The sequence below is a fragment of the Ensifer sp. ZNC0028 genome (assembly GCF_000799055.1).
Taxonomy (GTDB): domain Bacteria; phylum Pseudomonadota; class Alphaproteobacteria; order Rhizobiales; family Rhizobiaceae; genus Ensifer.
In genome coordinates this window covers 111,840-128,056 of record NZ_JTLA01000002.1, presented here as the reverse complement: position 1 = coordinate 128,056, position 16,217 = coordinate 111,840, and the positions used below count along the sequence as shown (strand labels likewise).

The following is a 16,217-nucleotide window of genomic DNA, read 5'->3' as shown; positions in this document are numbered from 1 at the left end:
GAGCCATGTCGGTCATGCCGCGCCATCGGCAGCGGCGGGGCAAGAGCCAATGCCCGCCATGGGACATGGCGCAATGATGACGGTCGGCGAGGTCGATAGCGCCGTCAACGGCTTCGATCCGACGGACATGCTGACCGACTGGGATACCGGCACGATTTCGACGCTGCCGGACGGACGGACGCTGCGCACCTTCGAGATGACGGCGGAGGACCGCGAGATCGAGATCGCGCCCGGCATCAAATTTCCCGCCTGGACCTATAACGGCCGAGTTCCCGGCCCGGCGCTGCGGGCCAAGGAAGGCGAGCGGCTCCGGATCGTTTTCCGCAACTACGCGTCACATCCGCACTCGATCCATTTCCACGGTATTCACGCGGCACGTATGGATGGTGTGCCGGGTGCCGGCATGGTCGATCCCGGTGACGAGTTTATCTATGAGTTCGATGCCAAGCCCTTCGGCTGCCATCTCTACCACTGCCATGCGATGCCGTTGCGCCGGCACATCCACAAGGGCATGTACGGCGCCTTCGTCATCGATCCGGACCCGGATCGCCGGCCGGAGCATGTGGAGGTCGCCCGCTCCAGGCTGCTCGGCACACCAGAGAATGCCGGCTGGCAGGAACTGGTGATGGTGATGAACGCCTTCGACACCAATTTCGATGCCGAGAACGAATTCTATGCGGTCAACACCGTCGCGCACGCCTTCATGAAACGGCCGATCCGGATCGTGAAGGGCAAGCCGGTGCGCATCTATCTCGTCAATGTCATCGAGTTCGATCCGATCAACTCCTTCCACCTGCACGCCAATTTCTTCGACTATTACGATCAGGGCACGACGCTGACGCCGACGTTGAGAACCGTCGATCTCATCACCCAGTGCCAGGCGCAGCGCGGCATCCTCGAGTTCACCTTTGCCGAGCACGAACCCGGGCTCTACATGTTTCACCCGCACCAGACCGAGTTCACCGAGCTCGGCTGGGTCGGCATGTTCGATGTGGTGGAGGCGCTCGCATGAACGAGATGCCAAGAGCCGCCATTCGCGCGGCAAAGACCAACCTGGTGTGGCTGGCATTGCCTCTCATCGTCTTTGGCATCGCCGTTGCCTGGCTCGTGTCGACCGATCCGCTGTCGGGCTTCCGCAACGGTGCGCCGCCGGTCGAGAACCTGACTTTCGAAAGGACTGTGCTCGACGACAGCGGTCTCAGTCTGCTTGTTCGCGCCGGCGGATCGGAGCCGATGACGGTGGCGCAGGTCCAGGTGGACGACGCCTATTGGCAATTCACCCAGGATCCGCCGGGGCCGATCGCGCGTGGCGGGGCCGCATGGCTGAAGCTGCCGTTTCCCTGGATGCTGGGCGAGGCGCATGCCGTGAAGGTGGTGACCAACACGGGTGCCACCTTTGCGCATGACATAGCGGTTGCCGTGCCGACGCCCCAGGCGACGACGGGCCAGTTGCGGCTGCAAGCCCTGGTCGGCATCATCGTCGGCATCGTGCCCGTGGCCGTCGGCCTGATGTTCTATCCGGTCCTGCGTGGCGTTGGGCGCGAGGGCATGGCCTTCCTGCTGTCGCTGACGATCGGCCTGCTCGGCTTCCTGCTGGTCGATGCCAGCGGCGAGGCGCTCGAGCTTGCCGGCGAGGCGGCGGCGATCTTCCAGGGGCCCGTCATGGTGGTGCTGGCAGGCCTGGGCAGTTTCCTCCTGCTGATGGCAATCGGCCGACGTAGCGGCGCCCCGACCGGACTGGCGCTCTCCACCTACATCGCGCTCGGCATCGGCCTGCACAATCTTGGCGAGGGGCTGGCGATCGGCGCCGCCTTTGCGGCCGGCTCGGCCGGGCTCGGCACCTTCCTCGTGCTCGGCTTTGCGCTCCACAATGTCACCGAGGGCATCGGCATCGCCGCGCCGATCCTGAAGAAGAGGCCGCCGTTCCCGGTCTTTGCCGGCTTGACGCTGCTTGCTGGCGGTCCAGCCGTCATCGGCATGTGGCTCGGCAGTCTTGCGACGTCGGCGCAGTGGTCGGCGCTGGCGCTGGCGGTCGGGGCAGGTGCGATCCTGCAGGTTATCGTCGAGGTTGGCGCCTATCTGATGCGCCAGAGCGATCGGCGGGGCGATGTCTTCCTGACGCCGCCGGTTCTGGCAGGTCTCGCGGCCGGTGCGGCCTTCATGTATGTCACCGCGGCGCTGGTGAAGATCTGACGGGCAATAGGATGGCTCAGACGATCGTCTGGTCCATCTCCGCCGCCGGAATTTCATCGACGCGATGGATGCGCACGACGGTTGCCGGCACGCCCGCGACGGTGGTGCGCGGCGGAACGGTCTTGAGGACGACGCTGCCGGCGGCGACCTTGCTGTAGGCGCCGACCTCGATATTGCCGAGGATCTTGGCGCCGGCGCCAAGCATAACGCCGCGGCGGATCTTCGGGTGGCGGTCGCCAGTTTCCTTGCCGGTGCCGCCGAGCGTGACGTTCTGCAGGATCGAGACCTGATCTTCGATGACGGAGGTTTCGCCGATGACGATGCCGGAGCCATGGTCGAGCATGACGGCCTTGCCGATGCAGGCGGCTGGATGAATGTCGGGTCCGAAGACGAGCGAGGCGAGGTTCGAAAGCCAGCTCGCGACCTCACGGCGGCCATCGATCCAGAGCTGGTGGGCAGCGCGATAGATCTGCAGCGCCTGAAAGCCCTTCAGGTTCACCAGCACATGCTTAAGGCTCGGGCAGGCCGGGTCACGCTCTTTCACCGCCTGGAGATCGGCTTCGGTCGCCAGCAGGATCTGAGGGTTTGCCTGGAAGATGTCGGTGAGCAGCTGCGCGAGCGAGCGTTCGTCGACGCGCGCGACGGCCAAGCCGGCCGCAAGCACGCCGGCCAGCAACTCGGCATCCGACCCGGCGTCGATGATCGGCATCAGGGAGGGTGCCATGACCGGTTCACGGGCGGCAAGCGCGCGCGCTTCCGCCCGGATCAGGCTCCAGACCGCGCCGTCGGCAAGCGGTGTGGCGAGCGAGCCTTCGTAGCGCTGCGTCTCAATCAATGCGGTCATGCGCCACCCGTCAGCCGGCGATATCGACGACGCCGCAATCACCCTGGGCCGAGCCGAAGGCGAGCTGCCGGCCATCCTTGTTCCAGGCCATGGCGGTGATCGCGCCCTTGCCGGGGCGGCGCAGAAGCACTTCCTTGCTGTCGGCAAAGCGGGCGCCGAGGATCATGCCGTCCTGGTAGCCGATGGCGACGATGTCTTCGGCCGGATGGCAGCAGACGGAGGTCACCATGATGTCGGCGCGGGTGCCGAGTTCGAGCGGCGCCTTGCCCATCGGGCCGTCCTTGCCCTGGAAGGGCCAGACGATCGCGGCCGGCGCGCCCGAGGAGGCGAGCCACTTGCCTTTGGCCGACCAGGAGACCGACTTCACCTTCGCCGGATAGCCGGTCATGCGCATGTGGCGGGCCTCAGTGCCGGGCTTGGCGTCGAGCTTCCAGCCATGCAACGCGTTTTCCTGCATGGTGGTGACGAGAAAGCGGCCATCGGGCGAGAAGGTGACGCCGGTATGGGCGCCTTTCCATTCGAGATCGATCGGCTGGCCGGACATGCCGACCCAGTGTAGCGATACGCCGTTGTAGCGGGCGGCGGCGATGCGCAGACCCTTCGGCGCGAAGGCCAGGCCCTCGACGGTGCGGTCTTCGGCAAATTCCTTCGTCGCGCCGTCTGCAAGCCTCACGTGCGTGGTCTTGCCATAGGCATAGCCAACGGCACCTTGCGGGCCGGCGGCAACCTGGGCGATCCACTTGCGCGGCGCTTCGGCGACGAGCGACGTCGTGCCGTCTGCGGCGGTGCGCATGACCTTGCCGTCTTCACCGCCGGTCAGAAGCGTGTCGTTGGCTTCGTCGACGACGAGCGACAACAGGCCCTCATGGACCTCCGTCGTCTTGTGGCCGAGATCGAGGCGGTGAATGGCGCCGGTTGCTTCGGCGAAGAAGGGGACGCCTTTGAGAAAGGCCACGCCGACGACGTGACCTTCAAGATCGAGGGGAGCGACAGTCGGCATCAGTTCGGCTGCGCCTCGCAGGCCTTGAACGTACGTTCGAGCTTTTCGCGGTCGAGGTCACGGCCGATGAAGACGAGGCGGCTTTCACGCTTCTCGCCTTCTTTCCACGCACGCTGGTGATCGCCCTCGATGATCATGTGCACGCCCTGAACGACGTAACGCTCGGCGTCGCCGGCAAAAGCGATGATGCCCTTGAGACGCAGGATGTTCGGGCCGTCCGTCTGGGTGATCTTCTGGATCCAGGGGAAGAAGCGATCGGGGTTCATCTCGCCGCCGCGCAGCGAGATCGACTGTACCGTCACGTCGTGGATCGGCGACGGGGCATCGTGGTGGTGATGATGGTCGTGATCGTGGTCATGATCATGATGGTGGTGGTCGTGATCATGGTGGTGATGGTGATGATCGTGGCCGCAGTCGGGACCGCAGGTGTGATCGTGTTCGTGATCGTCCTGGTCGAGGAAATGCGGATCGTTTTCGAGCGCCCGTTCGAGGTTGAAGGCGCCCTGGTCGAGAACCTTGGCGAGATCGATGTCGGAGCGCTGGGTGCGGTAAATGCGGGCCGACGGGTTGATGACCCGCACGGTTGCTTCGATGCGCTCCAGCTCCTCGGGGCTGACGAGGTCGGTCTTGTTCAAAAGCACGACGTCGGCAAAGGCGATCTGGTCTTCCGCCTCGCGGCTGTCCTTGAGGCGCAGCGGCAGATGCTTGGCATCGACGAGCGCGACGACGGCGTCGAGCTCGGTCTTGGCGCGCACGTCATCGTCCATGAAGAAGGTCTGGGCAACCGGGACCGGATCGGCAAGGCCTGTCGTCTCGACGATGATCGCGTCGAAGCGGCCGGGGCGGCGCATCAGGCCTTCCACCACGCGGATCAGGTCGCCGCGCACGGTGCAGCAGACGCAGCCGTTGTTCATCTCGTAGATTTCCTCGTCGGATTCCACGATCAGGTCGTTGTCGATGCCGATCTCGCCGAACTCGTTGACGATGACCGCGTATTTGCGGCCATGGTTCTCGCTGAGGATGCGGTTCAAAAGCGTCGTCTTGCCGGCGCCGAGATAGCCGGTGAGCACGGTGACGGGGATCGGCTTCTGCGGGGATGTTTCGGTCATGGGAACCTCTGGGATTTCCGGATGCGGGAGCAGGCATCCTAGTCGCGTCTCATATAGGAGATGCGGCGACGATGCGCAAATGGCGCAGGCGATTTTGCGTGTCGGGCGGCGTTGAACGCTGCGATCCCGATAACCCTCCTTTCATCAAGATCGGCGAGAGTGCGGGGTACATCGAAGGGGTGCGCACGTGAAGACGATTTCCATCAACGGCCGGTTCCTGACCCAGCCGCTTACGGGCGTGCAGCGCTTCGCCCGCGAGATGACCCGGGCGCTCGATCAGCGCATCGCTTCGGGTGCCGTGCCGCATGCGCTGAAGGACGTGCGCTGGCGGCTGCTTGCGCCGGGCAAGGCTGTCGACGATCTCGGCGTCAAGGCGATTTCGGTGGAGCGCTTCGGCTCCGGCCCAGGCCATCTCTGGGAGCAGGGGCCGCTCTTCTGGCGGTCGCGCCGCGACACGCTCATCGGCTTCGGCGGCAGCGGACCGGTGCTGCATGGCGACCAGGTGGTGGTGATCCACGACGTCACGCTCTTTCGCCATCCGGCCTCCTTTGGTCGAGGCTACCGAATGTTCCACGGAGCGCTCGGCTATCTTCTCACGCGACGGGCCAAAATCGGTACGGTCTCGAACTTCTCGCGCAAGGAACTTGCCGAGGTCTTCCGCGTACCCTCGGCCGGTATCGACGTGATCTACAATGCAACCGACCACTTCGCGGGCCTTCAGCCCGACGACGGCGTCATCGCGCGGCTCGGGCTTGCCGACACGCCCTTCTTCCTCCTGGTCGGCACGCTGAAGCCCAACAAGAATGTCGAGTTTGCCGTGCGCGCTTTCGAGGCCCTTGGCGGCGATCACAAGCTGGTCGTGGTGGGTGGCACCGACCCATCGGTGTTTCGCGATATCGCGCCGACGTCGAAGGGCAATCTGATCTTTCCCGGACGTCTGACCGACGAGGAGATCGCGGGGCTGCAACGCCGCGCCGTCGCCTTCGTCTTTCCGAGCCTCTACGAAGGCTTCGGCATCCCGCCGCTCGAGGCGATGACGCAAGGCTGCCCGGTGCTTGCCGCCGACATTCCACCGGTGCGCGAGGCCTGTGGCGATGCGGTGCGCTACTTCGATCCTTTGAAGACCGAAACGCTGGTCGAGGCCATGCGGACGATCTCCACCGACGCGCCTTTGCGTCGCGAGTTGACGCAGGCCGGCCACGACAATGCCAAGCGCTTTTCCTGGGATGGAAGTGCGGTGGTGCTGCTCAACATGCTGGCGGCGCAGCGAGCCTGATCCGCTCGCGCCCAGGCATCAGAGTTCGAGGATCCGCATCGGATCCAATCGCCCCCGGCAAAAATCGGCGAACGCCATGAGGTTACCCTTGAGGCGGCCGCGCCGATCGACAAGGCCTTGCGGCTTGAGACTGCCGGCGAGATTGGCGGCTATGTTGCCGCCCATCAGTCGTAGCGCCCATTTCAGGCCGACGGTGCCCTTGTTGCGGAGGTAAAGCGGGTTCGCAACCTGGGAGTAGCCGAAACGCAGGCCGGACGTGCGGCCGCGCTTGTTGCCAAGATGGACGCCACGAAGCGCAGGCGATTTGATGATCCGGCCATGCTTCGCGAGCCGCCGGCAGAAATCGACATCCTCCTGCCAGCCATAAAGAGGCAGCCTTTCATCGAAACGGGTACTTTCGGCGGCAATCGCTGAAACACGAAAAGCCATGTTACAGCCATAGGCATTGAAGGCCGGCTGCGGGATGTCCTGGGGCTGAGCGCCGACATCGGTATCGAGGATTGTCTGGGCTTCGGCGATCGATATGCCCGGGCCATGAATGCCGTCAGCAAGAACGAGCCCCGTTGCAACGACGATATCGGGCTCCGTTTCGAAGAGCTTCACAGTCTCTGCGAGGAAATCGCTGCGCGGCAGAAAATCGTCATCGAAAAAGACGATCAGATCGGCGGTTGTCGCCTGATCGAGGATGGCGTTGCGTTGAGCGCTGGACCCCTTGTCGCCTGCGACGATACGGACCTCCATGGGAAGCATGCCCAACTTCACTTCGTCGATGTCTTCCGCAGCACTTGGGCAGACGAGAATGAGGTCGGGCAGACGGGTCTGGCGCGTTAGATGCAACAGGGTTTCGGAGAGGACTTCGCGGCGGCCCGCGGTCGCTATGCCGACGACGATGTTCATGGATGCGCTCCCCGCTCGTTTCGGTGGCGATCTAACCGGAAGATCGTGCAGTTTCAGTTAGCGACTAAGCCGATCCAGGTCCCGGCGCCCGCAGCATGAGCCGCAGTTGGTTGAGCGAGAGCAGGCAGAGCAAGCCGCCGCCGATGATGCCGGTGCCGATTGTGGCAAAGCTGGTTTCGCCGGAGAGGGAGAAGGCAAGCACGGCCGCGCCCAGTCCGGCGGCGGCGAAGAGGACCGGCGGCCAGGAAAACTCGAAGGCAAGCGAGGACATCAGCCGCAGTCCGACCAAGGCGGCGAGGATCGCGCCGACGGCGCTGCCCCAGGCGAGAGCCGCGCCATCCGGCCCAGCGGTCAGCATGGCCGTCAGCGCGCCGAGGTTCAGGAACGCACAGTCGCTCACCGCGAGCAGCAGGATCAGCGCCAGGCGCTGCTTCAAGTGCAGCGGCGTCGGCAGCATGATCTGCGTCAGTGTGCGAACAAGCGAGAGCACGATGATGGCCGGTGCGGTGGCGAGGAAACCTTGCTGCAGGTCAGGGCTGATGACGAGCCAGGCGGCGGGCATGAGGACCGAGAAGATGCCGGCTGCCATCATCAGCGCAAAGCTCGTCAGCAGGGCGTAGTAATGCCCGAGCTGGCGGGGGAGGTTGACGCGATCTTCGGCCCGGTCGTGTGCGGCGACGATTTCGGGATACTGGATCGCCTGGAGGGCGGAAACGATCAGCACGAAGGGGCGCTGCAAAAGATCGAGCGCGAGCAGCGCGCCGGCGGCGCCCGTGGTTCCGAGCGCTGCGGTGAAGATCGCCTTCAGCGCCAGCGGCGCGAACATGGCAGCTGTCGCGGCACCTGCCGAAACGCTGCCATAGACTAGGTGCTTGCGGACCCGGGCGCTGTCGAGCGCTGCGACAGGGCGGGTCTTCGCGCGGCGCGACAGAAGAAGCGCGAGCAGGCCATAGGCCACATAGCCGCCGAGGAGCCCGGTGACCGTCGAAAGGAAGCCGGGGGAGGCGAGCGCGCCGAGAAGTGTGCCGGCGGCGAGGATGGTGGCACGGGATCCCTGCAGTACGGAAAAGGCGCGAAAATCCTGGCGGAAGCGCAGCATGGTCAGGTGCAGGTCGCTGCCGCCCTGCGCGATCGAGACGAGGCCGCCGACAAGCGCCACGACAGGTGGCACGCCAAAGAACAGCGACAGGCAAGCCGCGATCAGGCAGAGGGCGGCGCAGGCGAACGCTTCGACGAGGATCGCGCGCCGCTCCGCCGCTTCGCTTGCAGCATCCGGCCCAGGGTAGAAGCGCGTGCAGGCAAACCGCACCCATTCGAATGCGGCGATCGCAGCAAACTGGCAGATGGAGATGAAGAGCGAGTAGCTGGCATAGTCGGCCGGCGCCAGCCAATGGGCGACGACGATCAGCAGGCCGAAGGCGATGACGGCCTGGTAGAAATAGGCGCCGAGCGCAATGATCTTCGCCATGTGGTTCTCTGTCGGACGCTGTCAGCTGCAGTTCTGATAGCGCAAAAGCGCAAACAAAGTGTTTGCCGGCCCTTCAGGCCAGATTGTTCGGATCGAAATCCCTGACGTCTTCGAGAAGTTCGATGAAGCCTTGGACAGCATGGGCGACCAGGATTTCGCCGCGTGCTGCCGTTGCCGCGGCGGCGTTGCCGGCGACGCCTGTGGGGTTGAGATCGCGCATCTTCCAGCCGAAGGCGTGGGGCCCATAGGCGCGCAGATGCTTGAAGCGCTTCGCAAACTGTTCCTGGCGTGAGGAAAAGCGGCCGGCCTTGGACATGTCGACCTTGATGGGGTGGAGCGCCAGCATGACCGAGGTTTCGATGTCGCCGCCGTGGATGTCGAGCGCCTTGTCCGCGGGCGAAATCCAGCCGTCCGGTTGGCCGAAACGGGTCCAGCTCGTCGCGACCGCCAGCATGTTGAAGCGCACCCGCGCTTCGGTGGCGACGATGGTCATCAGGGGCGCGTTGCCGCCATGGGCGTTCAGCATCACGAACTTGCGGATACCCTGCTGCTGAAGTCCGGCGGCGATGCCGAGCCAGCGCTCGACCGCCTCTCCGTAACCAAGCGTGCGGCTGCCGGCGACATCCATGTGTTCGATCGAGTAGCCGACCGGCTCGGCCGGCAGGAAGGTGACGGGCAGATCGGCGGGAAGCGCGGCGATAGTGCGGGAGACTATCCCCTCGGCAATCAGCGTGTCGGTTTCGAAGGGCAGGTGCGGTCCGTGCTGCTCGTGCGCGCCGAGCGGCAGCACCGCGATCCAGTTACGGCGGGCGTCTGGTGGAAGGTCGGCGGAATTGTCCTGCCATCGCGGCTCAGGCATCGACATTTCTCTTCGATCCTCCACGTCAATTGTCGTAAAATTGTTATTTGAGTCATACAGTTCGTAATCGCAAGCTGTATTGTTATAAGAGTTCGAGACGGGATTCGGCAGGAGGTCCAATGGGCAAGAAGAACAAGGCCGAAAAGAAGGGCAAGAACGGCAAGAAGAAGGACGAGCTCCTGATCGAGCCTCACGATCTTGCCGCCGTCCTTGTCCAGGCTGCGCGGTCCATGCGCACCGTGCTCTCCCGCAATTTGCTCGAAAGCGGCCTCTATGCCGGACAGGATGGCGTCATGCTGGCGCTGGCCGAGACCGATGGCCTGACGGCTGGCGGCCTTGCGGTCAAGCTCGGCGTCAAGGCGCCGACCATGACCCGCACGATCGGCCGCATGGAAGCGCAGGGCTTTCTCGAGCGGCGTCCGGACGACGACGATGCCCGGCTCACCAAGGTCTATCTCACTGAGCCCGGCCGCAACCGGCTGCAGACGATCGCCGAGGCCGGACAGCATTCGGAAAAGCTCGCGACCCGCGGCCTGACCGACAAGCAGGTTCGCACGCTGATGAAGCTGCTGCGCGCCGTCGACAGCAATCTCCAGGCTGCGCGCGCGGCCGACTGAACCGGATTTGCCGCATATTGCCGCGGCGATTTAAACAGTTTAAATAGGGATTTAAATTTGTGGCACGCGTGCGTCCGAAAGGCTGCGCGAAGGATGCCGAACGGTTTGTCGCGCTACTCCTGGCTGGGGTGCTGCGGATGGGGCGAAACAGGGCTTATAGGGGGCATCGTGGCGCAAAAGGTCAAGCTTTCGACGATCGCGGAAACACTCGGTCTTTCGACGGCGACGGTATCCCTGGCCCTGCGTGACAGCCCGCTGGTGGCGACCGTCACCCGCGACAAGATCAAGGAACAGGCGCGGGCGCTCGGCTATATCTACAACCGCCGCGCCGCCAGTCTCAGAACATCGCGCTCCGGCATCATCGGCGTCGTCGTGCACGACATCATGAACCCGTTCTACGGGGAAATCCTGAAGGCGATCGAGGCTGAACTCGACCGCGACAAGCAGACCTTCATTCTGTCCAACCACTACGATTCCGTCGAAAAGCAGCGCGATTTCATCGAGACGCTGCTGCAGCTCGGCGGCGACGGCGTGATCATGTCGCCGGCCATCGGCACGCCGCTGGAGGACATCCAGCTTGCCGAGGACAACGGCATGCCGGCGATCCTGATCGCCCGCTCGATCGAGGGCGTGGACGTGCCGATCTTCCGCGGCGACGACGCCTATGGCATCTCGCTTGCCGCCAACCACCTGATCGGCCTTGGCCACCGGTGCATCGCCATGGTCGGCGGCACGGACGAGACCTCCACCGGACGCGACCGTTACCAGGGCTACGTCAATGCGCTGCGCAAGGCCAATATCGAGGTCGATCCGGAGCTGCGTATTCCAGGCCCCCGCACGAAGCAGGGCGGTTTCGAGGCGGCGGTGCATCTGCTTTCGCTGCCGCAGAAGCCGACTGCGGTCGTCTGTTGGAACGACCTGGTGGCGATCGGCATGATGAATGGCATCGCGCGCGCAGGTCTCATTCCCGGCGTTGATATCTCGGTCACCGGATACGACGACCTGGAAGAGGCGTCGATCGCGACGCCGGCGCTGACCACCGTCTGGAACGGCCAGGCCGATGTCGGCAGGAGTGCCGCCCGCGCGCTGCTCGACAAGCTCTCTGGCAGCCATGAGCCGGATGGCATTCACCTGATCAAGCCGGAGATGCGCATCCGGCAGTCGACCGGCCCGTTGCGGGTCATCGCCTGAGGTCCATCACCCACAAGGAAAATTGCCATGTCTGCCCGCATTCGCGTTCTCGTGCCCGGAAAAATCAATCCGCGAGTGATCGATCGTCTGGCGGACCGGTTCGAGGTGGTGCGGATCGAAGGTGCCGATGCGACGCTGGTGACGCCGCAGATGCAGGACGTCAAGGCGATCGCCGTATCCGGGCGCGTGCCGGCTGCGCTGATGGATGCCCTGCCTGAACTTGAGATCATCGCCAATTTCGGCGTCGGTTACGACGGCGTCGAGGTTGGACACGCGGCGGCCAAGGGAATTGCCGTCAGCAATACGCCCGACGTCCTGACGGAAGAGGTGGCCGATACGGCTGTCGGGCTGCTGCTCAACGCGCTCCGTCAATTGCCGCAGGCGGAGCAATGGCTGCGCCAAGGTCGCTGGAGCCGCGAGGGCGCGTTCCCGCTATCGCCACTGTCGCTGCGGGGTCGAAGTGTCGGTCTTTACGGTCTTGGACGCATCGGTCTCGCGATTGCCAAGCGGCTCGAAGCCTTCGGCGTGTCGATCGCCTATCATACGCGCAGCCCGCGCGAGGGCCTTTCCTATGCCTACCATCCGACACTTGTCGGGATGGCCGGTGCGGTCGACACGCTCGTCGTCATCGTGCCGGGCACCGAGGCGACGCGGCGGACGGTCGATGCCGAGGTGCTTGCCGCGCTCGGAAGCAACGGGGTGCTGATCAATGTCGGCCGCGGCTCGACGGTCGACGAACAGGCCTTGATCGCAGCACTTCAGGCGGGCGTGATCGCCGGTGCCGGTCTCGATGTCTTCGAGAACGAGCCGCAGGTGCCCGAGGCGCTGGTGGCGCTGCCGAATGTTTCGCTGCTGCCACATGTGGCCTCGGCCTCGGTGGTGACGCGCAACGCCATGGCCGATCTCGTCGCCGACAACATTCTGGCGTGGTTTTCGACCGGCAAGGCGCTGACACCAGTGCCGGAAACGCCGTTCACGCGTCGCGCGGACTAAAGCCCGAGGACGACGGGCCGAGCTTAAGCTCAAATCGCCAGATCAGGCGGCCAGACGACCGGCCGCGTAGGTCCTGACGGCATCGCCGAAGGCCCTGAACAGGCTCGCGGACGGCGTGTCCGTGCGCACCCAGTATTCCGGATGCCATTGTACGCCGACCGCAAAGGCCTTGGAGCCGATCACCGAAACCGCCTCGATCGTGCCGTCGTCGGCGACCGCTTCGACCGCAAGACGGGGCGCGGCTGCGCCGATCGCCTGGCGATGCAGCGAGTTGACGCGGATGCGGCCGGCGCCGAGCACCGGCGCAAGGCAGCTTCCTTCCTTGACGATCACGTCCTGGCGGATGCCGTAGGCGACGTCGAGTTCCTTCACGTCGGGCTTGCGGTGATCCCAGATACCCGGTTGGTCCTGAATTTCGGAGGCGAGCGTGCCGCCGAGCGCGACGTTCAGTTCCTGGATGCCGCGACAGATGGCGAGAAGAGGCACGCCGCGTTCCAGCGCGCGGGTGATGAGCGGCAGGCTGGTCGCGTCGCGGCCTGGATCGAAGGGGCCGTCGCTCTCCTTGGCCTCGGCTCCATAGAGCGAGGGATGGACGTTCGAGCGGGCGCCGCTTGCGAGCACTCCGTCAACGCGGTCGAGGATCTCGTCGATGTCGTTGCCGGTTTCGAGCGCAGGGATGAGGAAGGGCATGACGCCGGCGCCTTCGACGGCGGCGCGCACATATTGATGGGCAACGACATGCCAGACATTGCCGTCGAATTCGCGGAAATCGCAGGGGATGGCAACGACAGGTTTCGACATCATCAGGCTCCGTTGGATGCTTGAGAAAAGCCTTGCCTTCAGTTGCAGATGAAAGTCAACTGAGAAGGTGGTGAGCGCGATCGTCGCGCCGATCCCGGGCATCGAGACAGGAGGAGCGGTCCGAAACGGCAGGAAATCACAGGTAATTCTTCAAGAACGAGTAACCATCACAGGCGCAAGTTTGGGATCAACTACCGGCGTCGCAGAATTGTCGAAGTTGCGATCAAGCCGTTTTATTGTGCGAATGCCTATGTTTGGTTGTAGAAACCGAGTATTGTCCCGCGCGGTTCGCACTACTGAGTTGAACTCTTGGGCGATGCCGGCGAAGACCCGTGATTTTGCTGGGATTCGGTACATTTTTCGGGGCGTTAGACGAAATCTTTCGTTAAGTCATCACCCCTAACAATCCGGTAAACCGGAGCTTGGTTCATGATGCGACTTGGACAGAGCGCTCTTCCGACTGACGTGTATCTGTCATCCGTAAGCTCGCTCTACGAACATCGCAAAACGTTGCTGATCGGCATGTTGTCGCATGTCGTGACGTTCCTGCTCGTCTATCTGAAGACCAGTGATCCGCTTTACCTCGCCTGCTCCGGCGTGATCTTCGTGCTTTGGGCGCTGCGCAATCTCGACATGGCGCGCTTCGACCGGCAGGACTTCTCCAATGCCGACCGGGCGATGGTGCGAAAATGGGAGAACCGCTACATCGTCGGCGGTGTCAGCGTCACGCTCACCTGCGGCATCGCCTGCGGTTATGCCATTGCCGTCAGCCAGGATTCCTTTTCCGAGCTCGCCACCATATCGGTGACGCTGGCCTCGATGATTTCGCTCGTCGGGCGCAATTACGGCTCCGAGCGGGCCGTGCTTCTGCTCTCCTCGTCGGCCTGCCTGCCGATCGTCATCGGCCTGATCTCGCTGCAGGACGTGTTCATGCTGGCGCTTGCCGTGCTGATCCTGCCCTTCATCCTGTCCACCTGGATGATGGCCAACAACGTGCGCGCCTTTCTCTACGAGAACGTGATGGCAGCGCGCGAGATCGCCACGATCGCCGGCCAGTTCGACACCGCGCTCAACAACATGACGCACGGGCTTTTCATGCTCGATGCCGATGGTCGCGTGGTCGTCGCCAACGAGCGGGCCTGCGAATTGCTGGCGCTCGGCGACCGCACCGAGCTCAAGGGCTGGCTGCTCGACGACGTGATCCGGCGCGGCGCACGGCGCATGCGCCTCGATCCGGACAAGACCAAGGTCATTTCGCGCCAGCTTGACCTTCTGCTCAAGGGCAAGCGGCCGCAGGTGCTGATCCCGGTCAGCGAGGAGCTGCATCTGGAGTTTTCGGCGAGCCGCCGCGACAACGGCGACACGGTGCTGATCTTTGAAGACGTGACCGCGCGCGTCCAGGCGGAAAAGCAGATCCTGCATATGGTGCGGTTCGACAAGCTCACGGAGCTGCCGAGCCGCGACTATTTCGGAGAGCTGGTGCAGGCGACGGTGAGCGCCGACGACACGGCCGAACGGCTGGTCGGGCTCATGGTTCTCGACGTAACCGAATTCAAGCACGTCAACGACATGCGCGGCCATATCGTCGGCGATCGACTGCTTCAGGCGATTGCCGGCCGGCTAAGGGTGCTTGCCGGCGACGATGCGATCGTCGCGCGGCTGATGGGCGACGAGTTCGTCGTGTTCATTCCCGATGGCAGTGACGCGATTGCTCTCGAAGAGCGGATGCGCGGACTGCATGCCGATCTGCGCGACACTTACGAAGCCGGCGGCTTCACCTTCAGCATGACGATGAGTGCCGGCTTCGTCATCGCTTCGAGCGTCGACCTCAAGCTCGAGGACCTGCAGATCAAGGCCGATCTTGCGCTTTCGGAAACGAAGCTGCGCAACCGCGGCGGCTGCACCGCCTTCGAAGCCGAGATGGATGCGCGCTACGTCGACCGCCAGAAGCTGAAGGCCGATTTGCGCGAGGCGATCAACGCCCGCAGCCTGACGCTCTCCTATCAGCCGATGTTCGCGCCGAACGGCGGGCGCGTGGAGTGCTGCGAGGCGCTGGCGCGGTGGACGCATCCCGAACGCGGGCCGGTGCCGCCGAACGTGTTCATCCAGCTCGCCGAAGAGCTCGGGTTGGTCACCGAGATCACCCGCTTTGTGCTCGATCAGGCGTGCCGTGACTGCATGAGCTGGCCGAGCGACGTATCCGTGTCGGTCAACCTGTCGGTGCTCGACCTTCGCAGCAGCGAAGTCGTGGTGATGGTGACGAACGCGCTTCACCTCACCGGTCTCGATGCCGCGCGGCTGCATCTGGAGGTGACGGAAAGCTGCCTGATGGACGAGCCGCTCAAGGTGCAGGCGATCCTGCGCGAACTGCGCGGACTGGGTATCACCATCGCCATCGACGATTTCGGCACCGGCTATTCTAGCCTCAGCTATCTCGATGCCCTGCCGGTCGACATCATCAAGATCGACCGTTCCTTCGTGCGCAACATCCGCGAGGATTCGCGGCGCTTCAAGCTCCTGCGCGGGACCGCCAACCTGGCCCGCGCGCTCGGCCTTCGCATCGTCGTCGAAGGCGTCGAGACGGCGGACCAGCTACAACTTATCAACGAGCACAATTGTGCTGATTTGATACAGGGCTTCGTCTTTGCCGCGCCCATGCCGGCCTCGGCCATTGCAACGCTTTGCAAGAATGGTGTGCCAAAACGAGGCGCAAAGCCCACCAGTAAGCGCATCGCCTGACCCCTGAATCTTCTGGAATCCGTCCTGTTTTGCTACTGGTTTCCCGGTAGCAAACCATTGATTTAGGCGCGCCAAATTCATCCTGATTTGGTGCGCTTGATTTCAAATCGAGCAAATACGTTCACGAATTTTTATGGTTAACGAAAAGTTAACGGTGAACTGTTTCGATTTGCGGTTGCCGCTCCATCGCCCGTCAATAGGTTAACGATTTGTTAACCATGAGGTGTTGA

General features: G+C 63.7%; 14 protein-coding genes. 7 read left to right on the top strand and 7 right to left on the bottom strand.

The window, feature by feature from the left end:
- A partial coding sequence (locus tag L981_RS00610) for a multicopper oxidase domain-containing protein (protein ID WP_043610779.1) occupies positions 1 to 1,012 on the top strand: 1,012 nt, incomplete at its 5' end.
- Positions 1,009 to 2,193, top strand: coding sequence for a metal transporter (locus L981_RS00605; RefSeq protein ID WP_043610752.1), 1,185 nt, complete (start codon positions 1,009 to 1,011; stop codon positions 2,191 to 2,193). The genes L981_RS00610 and L981_RS00605, both read left to right, overlap by 4 nt.
- Before the next feature lie 16 nt (positions 2,194 to 2,209).
- Here L981_RS00605 and cysE read toward each other — a convergent pair whose 3' ends face one another.
- Genes cysE through L981_RS00590 form a run of 3 tightly spaced genes read right to left on the bottom strand, consistent with a single transcriptional unit; the run spans position 2,210 to position 5,146 of the window.
- The gene (cysE, locus tag L981_RS00600; RefSeq protein WP_052201496.1) at positions 2,210 to 3,037 is read right to left on the bottom strand and encodes a serine O-acetyltransferase; all 828 of its coding nucleotides are present in this window, start codon (positions 3,035 to 3,037) and stop codon (positions 2,210 to 2,212) included.
- 10 nt (positions 3,038 to 3,047) lie between these two features.
- Positions 3,048 to 4,037, bottom strand: a complete 990-nt coding sequence (locus L981_RS00595; RefSeq protein ID WP_043610747.1) for a WD40 repeat domain-containing protein — start codon at positions 4,035 to 4,037, stop codon at positions 3,048 to 3,050.
- Entirely contained in the window at positions 4,037 to 5,146 is a 1,110-nt protein-coding gene (locus tag L981_RS00590) for a GTP-binding protein (protein WP_043610746.1), read from the bottom strand. The genes L981_RS00595 and L981_RS00590 overlap by 1 nt, the downstream gene beginning before the upstream one ends.
- Positions 5,147 to 5,333: 187 nt before the next feature.
- On the opposite strand from L981_RS00590, the gene L981_RS00585 reads away from it, so the two are divergent.
- Positions 5,334 to 6,422: a glycosyltransferase family 1 protein gene (locus L981_RS00585; RefSeq protein ID WP_043610744.1), complete on the top strand. Its 1,089-nt coding sequence runs from the start codon at positions 5,334 to 5,336 to the stop codon at positions 6,420 to 6,422.
- A gap of 18 nt (positions 6,423 to 6,440) precedes the next feature.
- Here the strand turns inward: L981_RS00585 and L981_RS00580 are convergent, their stop codons facing one another.
- The 3 genes from L981_RS00580 to L981_RS00570 all read right to left on the bottom strand — a co-directional run bounded on the left by L981_RS00580 (position 6,441) and on the right by L981_RS00570 (position 9,652).
- Complete coding sequence (locus L981_RS00580; RefSeq protein ID WP_043610742.1) at positions 6,441 to 7,319, bottom strand: glycosyltransferase family 2 protein; 879 nt, start codon at positions 7,317 to 7,319, stop codon at positions 6,441 to 6,443.
- Between the two features lie 64 nt (positions 7,320 to 7,383).
- Positions 7,384 to 8,787: a hypothetical protein gene (locus L981_RS00575; RefSeq protein ID WP_043610740.1), complete on the bottom strand. Its 1,404-nt coding sequence runs from the start codon at positions 8,785 to 8,787 to the stop codon at positions 7,384 to 7,386.
- Between the two features lie 73 nt (positions 8,788 to 8,860).
- Entirely contained in the window at positions 8,861 to 9,652 is a 792-nt protein-coding gene (locus L981_RS00570; protein ID WP_043610739.1) for a creatininase family protein, read from the bottom strand.
- Positions 9,653 to 9,765: 113 nt separating this feature from the next.
- On the opposite strand from L981_RS00570, the gene L981_RS00565 reads away from it, so the two are divergent.
- The 3 genes from L981_RS00565 to L981_RS00555 all read left to right on the top strand — a co-directional run bounded on the left by L981_RS00565 (position 9,766) and on the right by L981_RS00555 (position 12,447).
- Positions 9,766 to 10,263 carry a MarR family winged helix-turn-helix transcriptional regulator gene (locus tag L981_RS00565; protein WP_034786917.1) on the top strand — a complete coding sequence of 166 codons (498 nt, stop codon included), beginning with the start codon at positions 9,766 to 9,768 and terminating at the stop codon, positions 10,261 to 10,263.
- A 168-nt stretch (positions 10,264 to 10,431) separates the two neighbouring features.
- A complete protein-coding gene (locus tag L981_RS00560; protein ID WP_043610737.1) occupies positions 10,432 to 11,454 on the top strand; it encodes a LacI family DNA-binding transcriptional regulator in 1,023 nt (340 codons plus the stop codon).
- Positions 11,455 to 11,481: 27 nt separating this feature from the next.
- Positions 11,482 to 12,447, top strand: coding sequence for a 2-hydroxyacid dehydrogenase (locus tag L981_RS00555; protein ID WP_043610735.1), 966 nt, complete (start codon positions 11,482 to 11,484; stop codon positions 12,445 to 12,447).
- Positions 12,448 to 12,489: 42 nt separating this feature from the next.
- Here the strand turns inward: L981_RS00555 and L981_RS00550 are convergent, their stop codons facing one another.
- Complete coding sequence (locus L981_RS00550) at positions 12,490 to 13,248, bottom strand: gamma-glutamyl-gamma-aminobutyrate hydrolase family protein (RefSeq protein ID WP_043610776.1); 759 nt, start codon at positions 13,246 to 13,248, stop codon at positions 12,490 to 12,492.
- 429 nt (positions 13,249 to 13,677) lie between these two features.
- On the opposite strand from L981_RS00550, the gene L981_RS00545 reads away from it, so the two are divergent.
- The gene (locus tag L981_RS00545; protein ID WP_043610734.1) at positions 13,678 to 15,987 is read left to right on the top strand and encodes a bifunctional diguanylate cyclase/phosphodiesterase; all 2,310 of its coding nucleotides are present in this window, start codon (positions 13,678 to 13,680) and stop codon (positions 15,985 to 15,987) included.
- The last annotated feature ends 230 nt before the right edge of the window (positions 15,988 to 16,217 follow it).